This is a genomic window from Sporosarcina sp. FSL K6-3457 (assembly GCF_038007285.1).
Lineage (GTDB): Bacteria > Bacillota > Bacilli > Bacillales_A > Planococcaceae > Sporosarcina.
On sequence record NZ_JBBOWX010000001.1, the window covers coordinates 3357728 to 3376339 of the forward strand.

Genomic DNA, 18612 nt, shown 5'->3' on the forward strand with positions numbered 1-18612 from the left:
CCCTCTAACTTCTTAAATATTGCAGAATGGCAATGACTTCAGCTTCATGTGCCTGCAACTCATGCGCATACAAAATTCCCCTAATCCTCATAATTTTTTCTTCACTATGAGAATAGCTGCTAGAATAAGCATAGTTATCATATTGTTTATCGAAATAATAACGATGAACCATTAAAAAAATGTGTAACATCAGTGCCTGTTTCTTGGATCCTTCAATTTCGTCTTCAAAAGCTAGCTGAATTTCCTGGTTAATCTCAAAACCTTTTAAAATAATTTCTTGACTGACAAATTCCGAATCCCGACTACTAACTTTCTCCTCAATACTTTCTACCGAGTTGTTATATTGAAAGTTTTTTTCATGAAGCAATTCTTTCACCTTATGTTTAATCGCTTCGATATCTTTTTTACTAGGTAACGGGTCTACAATTACGACAGGAAGATCTATTTCAATTGGGAAAATACTAATAATAAAATCGACTTTTTCCCGACTACAAATTTCACCAACTTCCATAATCGAACAGTTCTTGACAATTTCAATATCAAAAATTTCTCTTTCCACTCGGTTTTTAATAAGACGCGCTACACCTCTTCCAGTCGAACAGACATATAAAGTTCGAATTTTCCCCTTTTGATTAAATTTCTTTTCATATGAGACGATAAAATGAAGAACAATTAGTGACACAAACGAATCGGGTACCGAAACTTTTTGAGTTGCTAAATACAGATGGCAAGCCTTTTGAATAACTAAAAACAATTCCAGGTACTCTCTCTTTAATTCCTTCGTGAAGGGATTAATTTCAATAAAATTAATTTCACCCCTTTGAAAACGAAGCGACAAATGGGCAAAGAGGTTATTGTATAGTTTTGGATCTTTGTGATAATGAATTCCTTGTACATCACTCACATATTGAATGATTTCTTTTGTCACTTTAACAATATCAATTTGATTAAGATTATTATCCATCTCGCCCGAGACATAGCGGTACTCCTCTTCAAACAATGGATACTGCATCTGCTGATAGACATTTTCCATTAACTGCACCGTTAAATTAGTCGGCTCTGGTCTAGTGAAAATACGATAATCCTTCATCGTAAATCCCGCTTTCATACGCGTAATGGAAATCGTTAATCGAAATAGAATTCTTAATACATCCGATTCATGGAGCTCGTGTTTAGCTGTTGAAGATAATAACTTCGCAATCTGATTTTCAACAATTTGATAATAGGGCAGAATATCCGTAAATAGCATTAGCCCTTCATCTGATGTATCACGATTCGTCACATGACTCATAATTTTATACACTTCGTTATTCGTCAAGTTCGCATGGAGCAAATGCTCAAACAGTAATCGCAGTGAAAGTTCTTCTCCCACAAGCTTATAACCTGTTCGATGCTTTCTTTCCAACTCAATTCCCCAAGGTTGTAAGTACTCAGTTACTTGTTTAATATCGTTCAAAGATGTATTTCTACTGACATCTAGCCGCTCTGAAAAAGTAGATGCCGTTATATAGTCCATGTCGACAAGCATATACATAATCATTTTTCTTACCCTTGCTTCTTGATTCAGATAGACATTATTTCGCTCAATTTCCGGCAGGGTATGCATAATAGCTATTCGTCTTTCCTTATCACAATCAAGCCAAATCCCTTTCGTTGGCTGTGAGAACACCTCAATGCCTTGCTTATTCAACCAGCTTTTCACATCGTCCAAGTCATATTTAATCATTCTTTTACTGACTTCAAATTCTTCGGACAAATCCTTCAAGGACATAGGACTTCCCGCTTCAAGAAGCTTTGTCAATAGTTGAAACCCTCTAACAGTAAGCAATTTTATCACCTCCATTTATGGATCAATGTTGTTAGTTTGCTCATGGATTTAACAAGCAACTAGCACTGGGTATTTTCTTCAAAGAGGATCTTTCAACACATCTTATACTTATTACTTTAAACTTTCAGTCAATTAATATAAAGACAAAATCCCTTCCCCATAGATGAGGAAGGGATTTGGAGATGAAAAAAGCTCACCGATTAGTCATATCGAGTGAGCCTTCTATTTTTCACAATCAAATTATTAGTTAACCAACAAACCAGCCTTCAATTTCCCGTGCCACTCCAATAAACTACCAATCGACTCTTCACTAATCGCACCGCTTTCCTGTGCCGCTTCAGCAAGAGCGCCAAAGTCAGTCAGGCTCGTGTACGTCAGTCCTGCAGATGCGAACGTTTCGTCAGCGCTTTGGAGTTCGTATGTAAAGATTGAAACAACTCCTGTTACTGCGATGCCTTCTGAACGAAGTGCTTCTGCCGCATTTAAGCTACTACCACCAGTAGAAATCAAATCTTCAATGATGATTGCTTTATCAGCAGCATCAATTTTCCCTTCGATTTGACGGCTACGACCGTGGCCTTTTGCTTTCGAACGGATATAGACCATTGGCAAGCCAAGAATATCTGCTACCCATGCTGCATGTGGAATACCCGCTGTTGCCGTTCCAGCAATCACTGTTGTTTCTGGATATTGTGTACGAATGATGTCCGCAAGTCCTTGTGCAATTTGTTTGCGTCCAACTGGATCAGACATTGTCAAACGGTTATCGCAGTAAATCGGTGATTCAATGCCGGATGCCCATGTGAATGGCTCATTCGGGCTTAATTCAACCGCCCCTACGTTTAATAGAATTTTAGCGATGTCTTTTTTCTGCATCATCATTCTGTCCCCTTCCACAATGCATTGATTTGTTCATAGGCCGTACGCGGATCTGCCGCCTCTGTAATTGCGCGTCCCACAACGATATGAGTTGAACCCGCCAGGCGTGCTTCTACTGGTGTTGCAATACGTTTTTGGTCATGCGCGCCACCGTCTGCCAGACGAATACCTGGTGTAACTTTGAAAAACTCTTTGCCGCAAAGCTCTGTAATAATTGCTGATTCATGGACAGAACACACGACTCCGTCTAGTCCCGCCTCTTTCGTCAACTTCGCATATTGTAAAACAGATTCTTCCAATGAAGCCTCAATTAGCTGTTCTTCACGTACTTGGCGCTCGTCAGTTGACGTCAATTGTGTAACCGCAATGATCGAAGGACGTACAATGCCGGATGGTGTGCCTTTATCCAATCCTTCAAGTGCCGCCTCCATCATCGTTTTGTTGCCTGCTGCATGGACATTGACGAGGTCAACGCCGAAGCCCGCGAGCACTTCCATCGCTGACTTCACCGTGTTTGGAATATCATGCAATTTCAGATCAAGAAAAATGTCATAGCCAAGCTCTTTCAACCGAGCGATAATGGCAGGTCCTTCTTTGTAATAAAGCTGCATGCCGACTTTGACGTTGACATTTCCATCAAACGCACGAAGGAAGTCAAACGTCTTGTCAGCTGAATCAAAATCGAGTGCAATAATCGGTGATGTTTTCATAAACGGTGGCTCCTTCCGATTAGTTCAGATATATGATTGATCCCAAGCTCATCTAACTTCGCTGGTAATTCCTCAATGATTTGCGGACAGATAAACGGATTGACAAAGTTCGCCGTGCCTACTGCCACAGCACTTGCACCCGCAGATAGGAAGTCGATGACGTCAGCTGTTTCTGATACGCCACCCATGCCGATAATCGGAATATTAACCGCTTTGCTTACTTCATAAACCATTCGAATTGCCACTGGCTTCACTGCTGGTCCAGACAAACCGCCTGTACCATTAGCGATAACAGGGCGACCTGTTTTCTGATCTAAGCGCATACCAACCAGCGTATTAATCATCGTGATACCGTCCGCTCCACCGGCTTCTACCGCTTTAGCAATCTCAACGATATCTGTAACGTTTGGAGATAGTTTCACATAAACAGGTACTTGAGAAACTTCCTTCACAGCTCTTGTCAGCTCTTTAGCCACTTCAGGATCTGTTCCGAAAGTAATCCCACCTGCTTTAACGTTCGGACAAGAGATATTCAATTCTAATGCTTTAACGTTTGGTGCCTTGGACACTTCTTTCGCCACTTCGACGTAGTCCGCTGTTTCTGTACCTGCAACGTTGGCAATAATCGGCACATCAAACTGTTCAAGCCACGGCAATTCGCCTTCCAACACGCCTTTTAGACCCGGATTTTGCAGGCCAATTGCATTGAGCATTCCCGAAGCCGTTTCCGCCACGCGCGGTGTTGGGTTGCCGAGTCTAGTTTCCAGCGTTGTCGCTTTAATCATAATTGCGCCAAGCAACGATAAATCGTATAACCCGCCGTATTCTTTACCAAATCCGAAACAACCAGATGCCGGCATAATCGGGTTTTTCAATTGCAAGCCAGGTAGTTCAATCGCTAGTCTATTCATATGGCCACCACCCCTGCCTGGAAGACAGGACCGTCTGAGCATACTTTAACGTACGCCTTGTCGTTCCCTTCCGTCGTTTGACAAACACATGCGAAGCAAGCGCCAATACCGCAGCCCATTCGTTGTTCGAATGATAGGAAGCCCTTTTTACCCGCATACATTTTTTCCACAGCATTCAACATCGGCATAGGTCCGCAGCTATAATACGTTGTAAAATCATTACCTAACTTCTCCATAACAGTCGTGACGAATCCAGCAGTTCCAGCCGTCCCATCGACCGTCACGATATGTGTATCGCCAAGTGCCGCAAACTTTTCTTCATAAAATACAACATTTTCCGATTGGAATCCTAACACATGGACGCATGTTACGCCTTTTGCTGTTAGTTGCTTCGACAATTCATAAAGGGGCGGGACACCAATGCCCCCACCAATTAAGATTGCCGTCTCTCCCACTGACGTTTCATTCACAGGAAAACCGTTACCTAGTGGACCGAGTACATCGACTTCGTCGCCAGTACGTTTTTGTGAAAGAAGGGTTGTTCCACGCCCTTCTGCACGATAAATGATTGTCATTTCGCCAGCCTCTTTATCAATGGACGCGATTGAAATTGGACGTCGTAACAGTGGCTCAAATGAGTCGGCCACTCGGATATGGACAAACTGGCCCGGGGAAGAAATTTCCCCGACCAATTTTCCTGACAGTACCATTTCAAAATTATTATGGGCAATTTGCCGTTGTGATATGACCTTCATACGATCCTGAATAATCATAGCTGTATCCCCATTTCCTCCGTTTGGAACGTCATTGATTCGATAACACGCAGCATTGCATCTGCTGTATCAAGTGAAGTGAAGCAAGGAACGCCATTTTCAACCGATTCACGGCGAATTCTAAAGCCGTCACGCTCTGGCTGTTTGCCTTTTGTCAACGTATTGATGACTACTTGTGCCTCTCCTTTTTGAATCACGTCAAGAAGAGTCGGCCCTTCAGAACCAATCTTGTCGACAACTTTCACTGGAATACCTAGATCTCTCAATACTTTCGCTGTACCTTCTGTTGCCAAAATACGATAACCGATTGCAGTAAAGCGTTTTGCTAGACCAATCATTTCTTCTTTATCTTTATCCGCTACTGTCATGAGCACGGAGCCGTATTCTTTAATTTCCATACCCGCTGCTACAAGGCCTTTGTACAATGCTTTTTCAAGTGTTATATCTTTCCCCATAACTTCACCAGTCGATTTCATTTCAGGTCCGAGTGTAATGTCAACCCGACGCAATTTCGCGAATGAAAACACCGGTACTTTGACATAAACGCCTGCTGGTGCTTGTGCAAGCCCATTTTTGTAGCCTTGTTCAATGATTGACTGTCCGAGAATCGCTTTTGTTGCGATGTTCGCCATCGGGATATCCGTAATTTTACTTAAGAATGGCACTGTTCGGCTCGAACGTGGATTCACTTCGATGACGTACACTTGCCCTTCTGAAATAACGAACTGGATGTTCAACAAACCAACGATTTTCAAGCCTTTTGCCAAGCGTGTCGTATAATCCGTGATCGTTTCCATTTGAGAAGCCGACAAGTTTTGTGGTGGATAGACCGCAATCGAATCCCCTGAGTGGACTCCAGCACGTTCAATATGCTCCATGATGCCTGGAATTAACACGTTTTCTCCGTCACAAATACCATCAACTTCAATTTCGATTCCTGTTAGATAACGGTCAACAAGAATTGGATGGTCAGGGCTTGTTTCTACTGCATGCTCCATATAATGAAGTAACTCTTCTTCACGATAGACAATTTCCATCGCACGTCCGCCAAGTACATAGGACGGTCTAACGAGTACCGGATAACCGATTTCATTGGCAATGACGACTGCTTCTTCTACTGACATAGCTGTCTTGCCAAGTGGTTGTGGAATGCCGATTTCACGGAGTGCACTCTCGAACTTATCGCGATTTTCTGCACGGTCAATGTCCTCAAGAGATGTACCTAAAATTTTCACGCCACGTGCTTCAAGCCCATCTGCCAAGTTAATAGCTGTCTGTCCACCGAACTGAACAATAACACCCTCTGGCTGCTCCAAATCGATGATATGCATAACATCTTCAATTGTTAATGGCTCAAAGTATAATTTATCGGAAATCGAGAAGTCCGTTGATACCGTTTCTGGGTTGTTGTTGATGATGATTGCTTCGTAACCTGCTTGCTGAATCGCCCATACAGAGTGTACCGTTGCATAATCAAACTCAACACCTTGGCCGATTCGAATTGGGCCTGACCCTAAAACGATGACACTTTTCTTGTCAGATTTAACGGATTCGTTCTCATCCTCATATGTGCCATAGAAATACGGTGTATCCGACTCGAATTCACCCGCGCATGTATCTACTTTTTTATATACGGGAATGAGTCCTTGCTCTTTACGCCAGTCATAGACAGCACGCTCATTCGTATTCCACAGTTCTGCAACCGTTACGTCGGAGAAGCCCATACGCTTAGCTGTACGTAATGTAGCAAAATCGAATGGATTCGATTGGAGTACCGCTTCAAATTGGACAATTTTCTCTAACTTACGTAGGAAAAACACGTCAATCTGGCTCCACTCATGAATTGCAGCAACCGTTACACCTCTACGGAATGCTTCGCCGATGAAGAATAGTCGTTCATCCCCCGCACGACGGATGCGTTTTTCAATCCATTCGTCTGTCATATCCACACCATTTTTCAACGATAAACCAAATTGTCCTGTTTCAAGTGAACGCACTGCTTTCAAGATAGACTCTTCAAATGTGCGACCAATCGCCATCACTTCACCAGTCGCTTTCATTTGCGTACCCAAATTCCGTTTCGCTGATTCAAATTTATCGAACGGCCAGCGTGGAATTTTTGTCACGATGTAATCAAGTGCTGGTTCGAAGCAAGCGTATGTTGTTCCTGTGACAGGATTCATCATTTCATCTAACGTTAAACCTACTGCAATTTTCGCAGCCAATTTCGCAATTGGATAGCCTGTTGCTTTCGATGCTAGTGCAGATGATCGGCTGACACGTGGATTTACTTCAATGATGTAGTAATCGAAGCTATGCGGATCAAGCGCAAGCTGGACGTTACAGCCTCCTTCGATGCCAAGCGCACGAATAATTTTCAAGGAAACATTACGCAACATTTGATTTTCACGGTCTGTCATCGTCTGGCTTGGTGCCGCAACGATGGAGTCACCTGTATGGATACCGACTGCATCGACGTTTTCCATATTACAAACGACAATGGCGTTATCTGCTGAGTCACGCATCACTTCATATTCGATTTCTTTAAAGCCCGCAATTGATTTTTCCAGTAGACATTGTGTCACCGGGCTATATTTCAAGCCACTTGCGACGATTTCTTCAAGTTCTTTATCGTCATGACAAATCCCGCCACCTGTACCACCAAGCGTAAATGCAGGGCGAACAATAACTGGATAGCCAATTCTTTCAACGAATGCATAGGCCTCTTCAAGGTTATGGATAATATCACTTTCTGGCACAGGCTCGCCCAGTTCGTTCATCAGCGTTCGGAATAAATCACGGTCTTCCGCCTGATGAATGGCATTGAGCTTTGTCCCTAGAATTTCAATGTTCAGCTCATCTAAAATACCTGATTCATGCAATTCGATTGCCATGTTTAAGCCCGTTTGTCCACCGAGTGTCGGCAGTAATGCATCCGGGCGTTCTTTGCGTATGATACGGCTGACAAATTCAAGTGTAATTGGTTCGATGTAAACTTTATCGGCTACTTCTGTATCTGTCATAATCGTCGCAGGGTTCGAGTTAATGAGAATAACGCGGTAGCCCTCTTCTTTTAAGGATAGACAAGCTTGTGTTCCCGCATAGTCAAACTCAGCGGCCTGCCCAATAACAATTGGACCTGACCCGATTACTAGTATAGTTTCAATATCTTGACGTTTAGGCATTGAAATTCTCCTTTCGGCTGCTCGTTTTCATGCTATCTGTAAAGCGATCAAACAGGTGGTTCGAATCCTCCGGTCCAGGTGAAGCTTCTGGATGGAATTGTACCGAAAATGCTTCGTACTCTGTGCTCTTGATCCCTTCAATTGAACTATCATTTAATGCTCTATGTGTAATTTCCAGATTCGTTCCTTCAAGTGATGCTTCAACAACTGCGTAGCTATGCCCTTGAGAAGTCAATTCTGTACGGCCTGTCGCCAAATCTTTGACAGGGTGATTTCCACCATAGTGACCGTTTTTCAATTTAACTGTACGCGCACCACATGCTAGTGCTAGCAATTGATGACCAAGACCAATTCCGAAGATTGGTGCTTTGCCTAGTAATTCTTTGATTGTTACTACTGCACCTTCAACATCCTCAGGATTCCCCGGTCCGTTTGACAGGACAATGCCATCTGGGAATAAAGATAGAATGTCTTTTGTAGACGTATTATATGGGACGACAATGACGTCGCAATCACGTTTATTTAATTCGCGTAAAATACCGTGCTTCATACCGTAATCGATGAGAACAACACGTTCTTCACTACCTGGACTTGCATACGATTTTTTCGTGGATACCCGTGCAACAAGATCAGTTGGTAACGTATAGTTAGCTGCCTCTGCAATCGTCTCTTCAACATTTACTTCTTCACCTGCTGCTGTCAAGATGCCTTTTAGCGGCCCTTTGTTACGTAATAGACGCGTCAGCTTTCTTGTGTCAATTTCTTGAATACCCGGAATTCCTTTTAATGTCAACAATTCATGCAATGTCATACCGCTACGGAAGTTGGATGGCTCGTCTTCCAATTCACGAACAACAATGCCGCTTGCTACTGGCTCAATGGATTCATAGTCATCTCGGTTAATGCCATAGTTCCCAATCAGCGGGTACGTCATAACGATAATCTGTCCACAGCCTGATGGATTTGAAATCGTCTCCTGATAGCCTGTCATGCCTGTTGTAAAGATTGTTTCTCCAATTGAAGCTGCGTCAGAACCAAATGCGATTCCTTCAAAAATCGTACCGTCTTCTAAAATGAGCATGCGTTTTTTCATCATTGTCCATCCTCCCAAACGACTTGTCCGCCGAAAATTGTTGTTACTGGCCAGCCAGTACATGCCCAGCCGTCAAACGGTGTATTCTTCCCTTGTGATACGAATGTTGTACGGTCAATCTTTTGTTCTTTAGTTAAGTCGATTAATACTAGATCCGCTGTTGCGCCAACTTCAAGTTTGCCATATGGCAAGCCGAATACGTCCGCTGGTTTTTGCGTCATCCAATCGATCAGTTGCTTCAACGTCCATGTCCCTTTTTTCACAAAGTTTGTATAAAGCAATGGGAATGCCGTTTCAAATCCTGTAATGCCAAATGGTGCTGTTTTCATGCCATTCGCTTTTTCTTCTGCTGTATGTGGAGCGTGGTCTGTTGCGATGAAATCGAGTGTTCCATCAAGCAAGCCTGCGCGTAGTGCCTCAAGGTCTTCCTGTCCACGAAGTGGCGGGTTCATTTTCCAATCTGCATCGTCACCTGGGATATCATTTTCACATAGTAGAAGATGATGCGGACTCACTTCTCCTGTTACATGGATACCCGCTCTTTTCGCATCGCGAATGACACGAACCGATTCTTTCGTACTAACGTGACACACATGGTAATGCGCGCCTGCTGCTTCTGCTAATAAAATATCCCGTGCGATATGAACTGATTCTGCTATCGATGGAATTCCCGGTAAGCCAAGCTCTTTGTTTTTCTTACCTTCATGCATAGCACCGCCGTAAATCAGCGTATTATCTTCACAATGTGCTACAATCGGCATCCCAATTGCCGCTGCATCTTGCATCGCTTCGTACATCATGCCTGCTGCCTGTACACCGACACCATCATCCGTAAAAGCAAATGCGCCATGTTCTTTTAATTCAGCAAGATTTGTACGTTCTTTACCCGCTTCTCGAATCGTAATGGCTGCGTAAGGAAGGACGCGGACGCGAGCATTTTTCTCTATCAATTCATTAACAAGTGTTAAATTTTCTTTTGTATCCGGTACAGGTCTTGTATTCGGCATTGCACAAATCGTTGTGTAGCCACCTTTTGCAGCTGCATGCGTACCACTTGCGATTGTTTCTTTATGCTCGCCACCCGGTTCGCGTAAATGCACATGCACGTCGATGAAACCAGGTGCTAGAAATAACCCGTTACCTTCGATGATTTCTGCATTGCCCTTGTCCAGCCCGTTACCAATTGCTGAAATTTTGTCACCGGTGATTTTAACATCCCCCGTGATCAATTCGCCTGCTTCGTTTAACATTTGTACACCTTGAATCAATTTCTCCATGTTAATTCCTCCCTTTCAAAATTGCTTCCAATACGGCTGCCCGTATGAACACACCATTTTCCATCTGTTTAAAAATTCGCGATTGCTTACATTCTATTAGACTGTCTGCTATTTCAACACCCCGATTAAAAGGACCTGGATGCATAATGATTGCACGTTCTTTCATCTGTTCAGCTCGCCGCTCGGTCAATCCATACTGTTCATGGTAGCTTTCTTTTGTAAAGAGCGCTTCTCCCTCATGCCTTTCATGTTGGACGCGTAGAAGCATCACAACATCACTTGTTTCAATCACTTCATCCCATGAATCAACGCTGCGGAATTCGCCTGCCCACTCAGTCGGACAGAGGAATGTCACATTGGCGCCTAATTTCTCTAGAGCATCTGCATTTGAGCGCGCCACACGACTATGTACAATGTCTCCTGCGATTAACACATTCAATCCTTTGAATGAACCAAACTCTTCTTTTATCGTAAATAAATCTAATAGTGACTGTGTCGGATGCTGACCTGAACCATCTCCGCCATTAATGAGAGAGATGCTTGTCCGACCGACGAGTTCCTCGTAGTAACCATCCTCAGGATGCCGGATAACAAGTGCATCTACACCGATTGCCTCTAGTGTTTTCACCGTGTCATATAATGTTTCCCCTTTTAGCGTACTAGAGAAACTAGATTCAAATGGTAATACGTCGAGACCAATTTGCCGTTCTGCCATTTCAAAACTCATTTTCGTTCGAGTACTCGGTTCGAAAAATAAATTACTAACCGTATATTTCCCGGGAAATTCCCGCACACCAAATTTTTTAAACGTTTCTGCTCGCTCAAGAAGTGCCATAATTTCTTCTTCTGATAGTTGCTTCATTGATACTAAGTGATCCATTATGCGTCCTCCTCTAATGTGCGTAACGCTATATAAATAGAGCCTTCCCGACAGGCGGAAAGGCTCGTTATATATGACAATCCGCATTCTTTACTTGGTGTAAAGAACGGGCGTCAAACGAACCTTTCCTTGCCTCTCTGGACAATTTTAAAAGGTACTTATTTTGTTTCTGTTTCATTTAATCAATTACGCCTTGGCGTAATTGCGTCCAAATTTTGAATTGTGCCCGCACAATTAACTCCCCTCAAAATTTGTGACATCCGCCGGAGGCTTGCCTTGACTTGAATCAGCTGTGAACTTCTGCTGGTTCAAGTCAAGGCTGTCCTTAGTTCTCCCTGGCAATACGAGATTGAGCAGTACTCCAACGATCGCTGCCAATGCCATTCCTTCAATTTGGAAGGTCTCGCTTATCTCGATGGATGCGCCACCGATACCAATAACCAAGATGACGGATGCAATGACCAGGTTGCGCTGATGACCAAAATCAACTTTATGATCCACCAGCATGCGTAATCCAGATGATGCGATAATTCCGAAGAGGAGGATTGACACACCTCCGAGGACCGCTGTCGGAATCGTTGCGATCAAGGCCATTGCTTTTCCTAAGAATGAGAAGGCGATGGCGAATACTGCTGCGCCTAGAATAACGTAAACGCTGTAAACACGTGTCAGTGCTAGGACACCAATATTTTCACCGTAGGTTGTTTTCGGCGGACCACCAACAAGTCCACTAATGAGTGTACCGAGTCCATCACCAAGAAGGGAGCGGTGTAACCCAGGACTTTCTATGTAATCCCTTTCCACAATTCGTCCTAAGACGAGCTGATGTCCGATATGTTCTGAAATCGTGACAATCGCGATGGGCACCATAACCACAAGGAGTGTAGGTGTTATCACAAAGTCATAATCAATGCCTGGAATCAGCATTTTCGGAAACTCGAACGTCTTTGCTTCTAGTACTTGTGTAAAATCAAGAATGCCGATTGCTGCTGAGTAAATATAGCCGACGATAATACCGATCAGGATTGGCATTAAGCTAATCATACCTTTGAAAAACATCAGACAGATGATGGCAGTTGCTAAAGTTACTAGTGCTGCTGAGAAATGTAGCATACTGTAGACTGATTCGCCGTCAACCGTGATTGTACTCGCCATGCTAATCGCTGTCGGTGATAAAGCTAAGCCAATGACGATAATAACAGGTGCTACAACAATCGGCGGCAATATTTTCATAATCCAATTATGGCCTGTTTTCCATATCACCAAGGAGACGTTTCCGTAAACCAATGCGACGAACATACTACCAATCATCGCACTGCCGATACCACCTGTTTCAGTTGCCACCTGAATCGGAATGATAAAGGCGAAAGAGGAGCCTAAGTACGCCGGAACCTGAAAGCGTGTCACGAGTACAAATACGATGGTTGCAATTCCACTTGTAAGTAGCGCAATTGCTGGGCTTAATCCGACGAGTTGTGGAACTAAAATCGTGGCGCCAAACATGGCAAACATATGTTGCAAACTCAGGATAAGCCATCTTCCTGCTTTAGGCTTTTCATGTACATCCAATACTTTTTCAGTCATTATTAATTTCCCCCGTGCTGCTCTTTTTATTTCGAATGAATTGATACGCTATCTTTGCCATCAGTCTCTTGTACACTAACGACAACGCGCTCTTCGCTGGATGTCGGAATGTTTTTCCCGACATAATCAGGACGAATCGGTAATTCTCTGTGACCTCTGTCAACAAGTACTGCTAGTTGAATGGATGCCGGTCTACCTAAATCCATGACAGCGTCCATTGCCGCACGTACCGTTCTGCCTGTGTACAACACATCATCGACGAGGACTACTTTTTTATCTGACACATCATGCTTAATGTCCACTTGTTGGACAAGAGGCTCTTCATTATCATGTTTCGGCACAAGGTCATCGCGATACAATGTAATATCGAGTTCTCCTGTCTTAATAGCTCTGCCTTCGATTTGCTCGATTTTTTCAGCGAGCCTTTTAGCGAGATAAGCCCCCCTTGTTTTAATGCCGACAAGAATGCACTCGTCGATTCCTTTGTTACGTTCAATTATTTCATGGGCAATCCGTGTGACTGCTCGTCCAATTGCCTGTTCATCTAAAATATTTGCTTTTTCCGTCATTAGTCTGTCCTCCATTTCTACTCATTCAGTCTAAGGAGGTAGGGATGGACATAAAAAACCCTCCTGCCTTAGACGGCGGGAGGGTATATGTGCAGAAAAAACTGTACAAAGAAACTGCGCGCAGCAGTCCTACTGTACTTCCGTGCAACCTTCCCAGCCTCTCTGGACTGATGTTAAAGGTATCGCTATTCAATTTCTTTGTTCAGTATAGCCTTTACTCTTCTATTCTGTCAACGCTTTTTCGAACTTTGTCAATCAATGCTTGGAAATCTTCAGGCACAGGACTTGTAAACTCCATATACTCTCCAGTTGAAGGATGATTGAAGCCGAGCGTTCCCGCGTGCAGTACTTGTCCACCGAATTCAAGCGTTTTTTTCGGACCGTATTTCGGATCGCCTACAAGTGGATAACCAATATACTTCATATGGACACGGATTTGGTGTGTTCTCCCCGTCTCCAGTCGACATTCAACAAGCGTATAATTGCCGCCAAAACGTTCAAGCACTTTAAAATGGGTCACCGCATGTTTGCCTTTATCGACAATGGCCATGCTTTGGCGATCGCGTTGATCACGACCAATTGGTGCGTCAATTGTTCCATTATCATGTGGAATATGCCCATGAACAAGCGCCTTGTAAACACGTGTCACTGATTTGGCAACGAGCTGGTCTACCAATGATACGTGAGCCTGATCATTTTTTGCTACCATTAACAAGCCCGATGTGTCTTTGTCAGTACGGTGGACAATACCCGGGCGCAGTACTCCGTTAATGCCCGATAAGTCCTTACAATGATGCATCAGACCATTAACGACTGTTCCTGTTGCATGCCCGGGTGCTGGATGCACGACCATACCGCGCGGCTTGTTGACGACGAGGACGTCTTTATCTTCATAGATAATATCGAGATTCAGATCCTCCGCAACGACATCGAGTTCTTCTGGTTCTGGTTCATCGACTGTGATTGTATCGCCTTGCTTTACTTTATAATTAGGTTTGACTTGGATGCCACCTACTAGGACTAAGCCATCCTTCAACCACTGCTGAACCTGCGTTCGTGACCAATCAGAGTTGACTGTTGTCAATACTTTGTCAATACGGCTATTTGCATGTTCTTCTGTTATATCAATTTCAAACTGATCCATTAGGACACCTTTTTCTTATTCTTTTTTTCATCCAGAATGACATGGATGATGATGAGGACTACACCGACGGTCAATGCGGCATCTGCTACATTAAATATCGGGAAATCATAGTTGATAACCGGGATGATAACGTCAACAAAATCGACGACCTCTTTGCGCAACAGACGATCGATAAAGTTACCAATCGCACCGCCAAGTAGGAACATTAAACTCAAGCCGAAAAGGACAGATCCTTTCGCTTCTTTATGAAAAAAGTAGATAATGCCTGCCACGACGACAACTGTGACGATATAAAACAACCACATCTGTCCTTCAAGCATTCCCCACGCCGCTCCTCTGTTTCGATGAGAAAGCAAGCCCAAATAGGGATCTGCGATACTAATTCTTTCGCCAAGCTCCATGTTTTTAACGACAAGCCATTTCGTCCATTGATCTAAAAGGATCAGAAATGCTGCCAATCCATAATAAATAAACAATCATACTACCTCCGTCCAACAGGTTACGTATTATTTTACCACATTAGGGGGCGAGGGTGTCAGTAACTAGTAAGCTGACGTTGTGATTCTTTTCAAAACCGCTCTACGCTTAAGGAAGGATTGAACTACCCCCTTACCCGATGCCTCCCGCAATAAGCCTTCGCTGGAGAGTAGATAGAAAAAATGGCTGTGACAAGTCTTTTATTAGACTGTCACAGCCATTTCTAAGTTGAATTACTTAAGCGTAGTGCTTTTTCACAACGTCTGCACAACGTACACATAGTGTTGCATGCGTGTCGTCTTGACCAACCGTTTCGGAAATTGTCCAGCAACGCTCACATTTTTCACCGTCTGCTGGTTCAACAAGGACGCTGACTGTATCTAGCTTCAATGTTCCTTCAGGCATGTTGGCAACATCGCCTTCCGCAAATTGCGATACGATGAAGAATTGAGCAAAGTCAATATCCTCTGCCGCAAAGATACCTTGTAGGCTCTCAGGAACTGCAACTGTCACTTTTGCTTCCAGTGATTTACCGATGACCTTGCTATTACGTGCCTCCTCAAGTGCTTTCAACACATCATCGCGGACAAGCATTAGTGTTGCAAAACGTTCACGCAGTGCTTGCGCTTGCTCCCCAAGATCCAGCGCTTCCGGCATATCAGTCAGCTGAATACTCACTTCATCCTTATGCTCAATATAGCCCCACATCTCATCTGTTGTATGCGGCACAATTGGTGTCAACAATTTTAACAATGCCATCAATGTATCATACATAACCGTTTGCATCGCACGACGATGTGGATGGTCAACACCCTCGATATAGACAACATCCTTCGCAATATCCAAGTAGAACGAGCTCAATTCACCTGTACAGAAGTTGTTCACTGCATGGTAAACCGTTGCGAATTCATAATTGTCATATGCCACGCGTACTTCTTTGATCAAATCCTGTAATTTCACATAAACAAATTGATCTACCGGACGCATATCTGCGAATGCGACTGCATCTGTCGCAGGATTGAAGTCTGATGTATTCCCGTGCAAGAAGCGCAGTGTGTTACGGATTTTACGGTACACTTCAGATACTTGCTTGAAGTTTGAATCCGAAACCCGCACATCCGCTGTGTAATCAACAGAAGAAACCCAGAGACGAAGAATGTCTGCGCCAAGCTGGTTCATCACTTTTGCCGGAATGATTACGTTCCCGATTGATTTACTCATTTTACGTCCATCTTTATCGAGCGTGAACCCATGGCTTAGCAAACCTTTGTAAGGTGCGTGACCATTAATTGCAACACTTGTCGTTAAAGATGAGTTGAACCAGCCGCGATATTGGTCAGATCCTTCTAAATACAAATCAGCTGGGTACACAAGGTCATCTCTTTCGACGAGTACACCTTGATGCGTTGTACCTGAGTCAAACCAAACGTCCATAATATCCGTTTCTTTTGTAAATTCCCCATTCGGACTTCCTTCATGCGTAAAGCCTGCTGGCAGAAGATCCTTCGCTTCACGTTCAAACCAAACATTTGAACCGTGCTCGCGGAATAATTGTGCAACATTATCAATCGTTTCATCTGTAATGATTGGCTCGCCATTTTCTGCGTAGAACACAGGAATTGGAACACCCCAGACGCGTTGACGTGAAATACACCAGTCGCCACGGTCACGAACCATATTATACAGACGCGTTTCACCCCATGATGGCGTGAATTTTGTATTGTTGATGGCATCTAGCAACTCTGTACGGAATGATTCGATAGAAGCAAACCATTGTGCAGTTGCACGATAAATCACTGGTTTTTTCGTACGCCAATCATGTGGATACGAGTGTGTGATGAATGATAATTTCTTCAGTGCGCCTACTTTTTCAAGCGCTTCTGTCACGGCTTTATTGGCATCTTCATAAAACAGTCCTGCAAAGCCAGGTGCCTCGTCAGTCATGACACCACGATCATCGATTGGCGATAATGCATCAATGCCGTAAGCTTTCGATACATAAAAGTCATCTTCCCCGTGACCAGGTGCCGTATGGACACATCCAGTACCCGCCTCAGCTGTAACGTGTTCGCCTAGCATGACAAGTGAATCGCGGTCATACAATGGATGCTTTGCAACAACGCGATCTAGCTCAGAACCTTGCAATTCACGTTCAACAACGTAATCTTCCCAGCCGATTTCTGTTGCTACAAATGTAAGCAAATCTTTAGCAATTAAGAACTTTTCTTCTCCTACTTTAACAATAACGTATGTGAATTCCGGGTGAACTGAAATCCCAAGGTTGGCAGGAATTGTCCATGGAGTCGTTGTCCAGATTAGGAATTGAACATCTGCATCAATAACGCCTAACCCGTCTTTGACAGGGAAACCAACATAAATAGATGCTGATTTTTTATCTTGGTACTCAATTTCTGCTTCTGCAAGCGCTGATTCACTTGATGGTGACCAGTAAACAGGCTTCAAGCCTTTATAGATGTAGCCTTTTTTCGCCATATCACCAAATACTTTAATTTGACGCGCTTCAAAAGCAGGTTTTAACGTAATATAAGGATTATCCCAATCACCACGTACACCAATGCGTTTAAATTGTGAACGCTGGCTGTCGATTTGACTATACGCATAGTCCTCACACATTTTACGGAACTCAGCCAATGAGTGTTCTTTACGTTTGACACCTTTGTTGACAAGCGCCTGCTCAATTGGCAATCCGTGTGTATCCCAACCTGGAACGTATGGTGCATGGAAACCTGTCATTGATTTATGGCGGATAATCATATCTTTTAGCACTTTGTTAAGAGCGTGACCCATATGAAGATCACCATTCGCATACGGAGGTCCATCATGTAGGATGAAGAACGGGCGACCCGCTGTCCGTTCTTGCACTAATTTATAAATGTCCATCTGTTCCCATTTTTCTTGCATTTTCGGCTCGTTCGTTGGTAAACCTCCGCGCATTGGGAAATCTGTTTTCGGCATTAGTAATGTATCTTTGTATTCCATCTGTAATTCCTCCTTTAAATTTTGAGCACATTGATATAAAAAAGTCCATTGAAGCCGCTACTGCGCTGGGGGCTGTCTCCCGTTAAGGCGCCTTCGCTATGTTCATTCATAAAAACAAAAAAATCCCCGCCCCCAAAAAGGGACGAAGAATTATTCTCGCGTTACCACCCTACTTGCAGCAAACGTATTTGCTACCACTCAGACACCATAACGGGGTGTTTCCGGGATTACGGATAATTTCTGCAATCCAGCTCAAGAGTGATCTTCGTTTCCAATTTGTTGACCGGGCTCTCACCATCCCC

At 43.6% G+C, this 18612-nt stretch carries 14 protein-coding genes and 1 other annotated feature (1 of these 15 running past the window's edge); all 14 genes read right to left on the bottom strand.

Going from position 1 to position 18612, the window contains the following annotated elements; all coding sequences use genetic code 11:
- Positions 1–4: 4 nt before the first annotated feature.
- The 14 genes from N1I80_RS16550 to ileS all read right to left on the bottom strand — a co-directional run bounded on the left by N1I80_RS16550 (position 5) and on the right by ileS (position 18310).
- The gene (locus N1I80_RS16550; RefSeq protein WP_340738942.1) at positions 5–1828 is read right to left on the bottom strand and encodes a BglG family transcription antiterminator; all 1824 of its coding nucleotides are present in this window, start codon (positions 1826–1828) and stop codon (positions 5–7) included.
- Between the two features lie 243 nt (positions 1829–2071).
- Positions 2072–2707 carry an orotate phosphoribosyltransferase gene (gene pyrE, locus N1I80_RS16555; protein ID WP_340738943.1) on the bottom strand — a complete coding sequence of 212 codons (636 nt, stop codon included), beginning with the start codon at positions 2705–2707 and terminating at the stop codon, positions 2072–2074.
- On the bottom strand, positions 2707–3417 hold the full coding sequence (gene pyrF, locus N1I80_RS16560; RefSeq protein ID WP_340738944.1) for an orotidine-5'-phosphate decarboxylase: 711 nt from the start codon (positions 3415–3417) through the stop codon (positions 2707–2709). The genes pyrE and pyrF overlap by 1 nt, the downstream gene beginning before the upstream one ends.
- Positions 3414–4328, bottom strand: coding sequence for a dihydroorotate dehydrogenase (locus tag N1I80_RS16565; RefSeq protein WP_340738945.1), 915 nt, complete (start codon positions 4326–4328; stop codon positions 3414–3416). The genes pyrF and N1I80_RS16565 overlap by 4 nt, the downstream gene beginning before the upstream one ends.
- Positions 4325–5101 carry a dihydroorotate dehydrogenase electron transfer subunit gene (locus tag N1I80_RS16570; RefSeq protein ID WP_340738946.1) on the bottom strand — a complete coding sequence of 259 codons (777 nt, stop codon included), beginning with the start codon at positions 5099–5101 and terminating at the stop codon, positions 4325–4327. Before N1I80_RS16570 ends, N1I80_RS16565 begins: the two co-directional genes overlap by 4 nt.
- Positions 5098–8286 (bottom strand): carbamoyl-phosphate synthase large subunit, encoded by a 3189-nt coding sequence (gene carB / locus N1I80_RS16575; protein WP_340738947.1) that lies wholly within the window; start codon positions 8284–8286, stop codon positions 5098–5100. The genes N1I80_RS16570 and carB overlap by 4 nt, the downstream gene beginning before the upstream one ends.
- Positions 8279–9379 (bottom strand): carbamoyl phosphate synthase small subunit, encoded by a 1101-nt coding sequence (locus tag N1I80_RS16580; protein ID WP_340740073.1) that lies wholly within the window; start codon positions 9377–9379, stop codon positions 8279–8281. The genes carB and N1I80_RS16580 overlap by 8 nt, the downstream gene beginning before the upstream one ends.
- On the bottom strand, positions 9379–10656 hold the full coding sequence (locus N1I80_RS16585; RefSeq protein ID WP_340738948.1) for a dihydroorotase: 1278 nt from the start codon (positions 10654–10656) through the stop codon (positions 9379–9381). Before N1I80_RS16585 ends, N1I80_RS16580 begins: the two co-directional genes overlap by 1 nt.
- Before the next feature lies 1 nt (position 10657).
- Positions 10658–11536, bottom strand: coding sequence for an aspartate carbamoyltransferase catalytic subunit (locus tag N1I80_RS16590; RefSeq protein ID WP_340738949.1), 879 nt, complete (start codon positions 11534–11536; stop codon positions 10658–10660).
- Between the two features lie 234 nt (positions 11537–11770).
- A complete protein-coding gene (locus N1I80_RS16595; protein WP_340738950.1) occupies positions 11771–13120 on the bottom strand; it encodes a uracil-xanthine permease family protein in 1350 nt (449 codons plus the stop codon).
- Positions 13121–13146: 26 nt separating this feature from the next.
- The gene (pyrR, locus tag N1I80_RS16600; RefSeq protein ID WP_340738951.1) at positions 13147–13689 is read right to left on the bottom strand and encodes a bifunctional pyr operon transcriptional regulator/uracil phosphoribosyltransferase PyrR; all 543 of its coding nucleotides are present in this window, start codon (positions 13687–13689) and stop codon (positions 13147–13149) included.
- Positions 13690–13903: 214 nt separating this feature from the next.
- Positions 13904–14833, bottom strand: a complete 930-nt coding sequence (locus N1I80_RS16605) for an RluA family pseudouridine synthase (RefSeq protein WP_340738952.1) — start codon at positions 14831–14833, stop codon at positions 13904–13906.
- Positions 14833–15309: a signal peptidase II gene (lspA, locus tag N1I80_RS16610; RefSeq protein WP_340738953.1), complete on the bottom strand. Its 477-nt coding sequence runs from the start codon at positions 15307–15309 to the stop codon at positions 14833–14835. The genes N1I80_RS16605 and lspA overlap by 1 nt, the downstream gene beginning before the upstream one ends.
- 238 nt (positions 15310–15547) lie before the next feature.
- Positions 15548–18310, bottom strand: coding sequence for an isoleucine--tRNA ligase (ileS, locus tag N1I80_RS16615; protein ID WP_340738954.1), 2763 nt, complete (start codon positions 18308–18310; stop codon positions 15548–15550).
- A 135-nt stretch (positions 18311–18445) separates the two neighbouring features.
- Positions 18446–18612: a binding site (T-box leader), on the bottom strand (it continues 50 nt past the right edge of the window).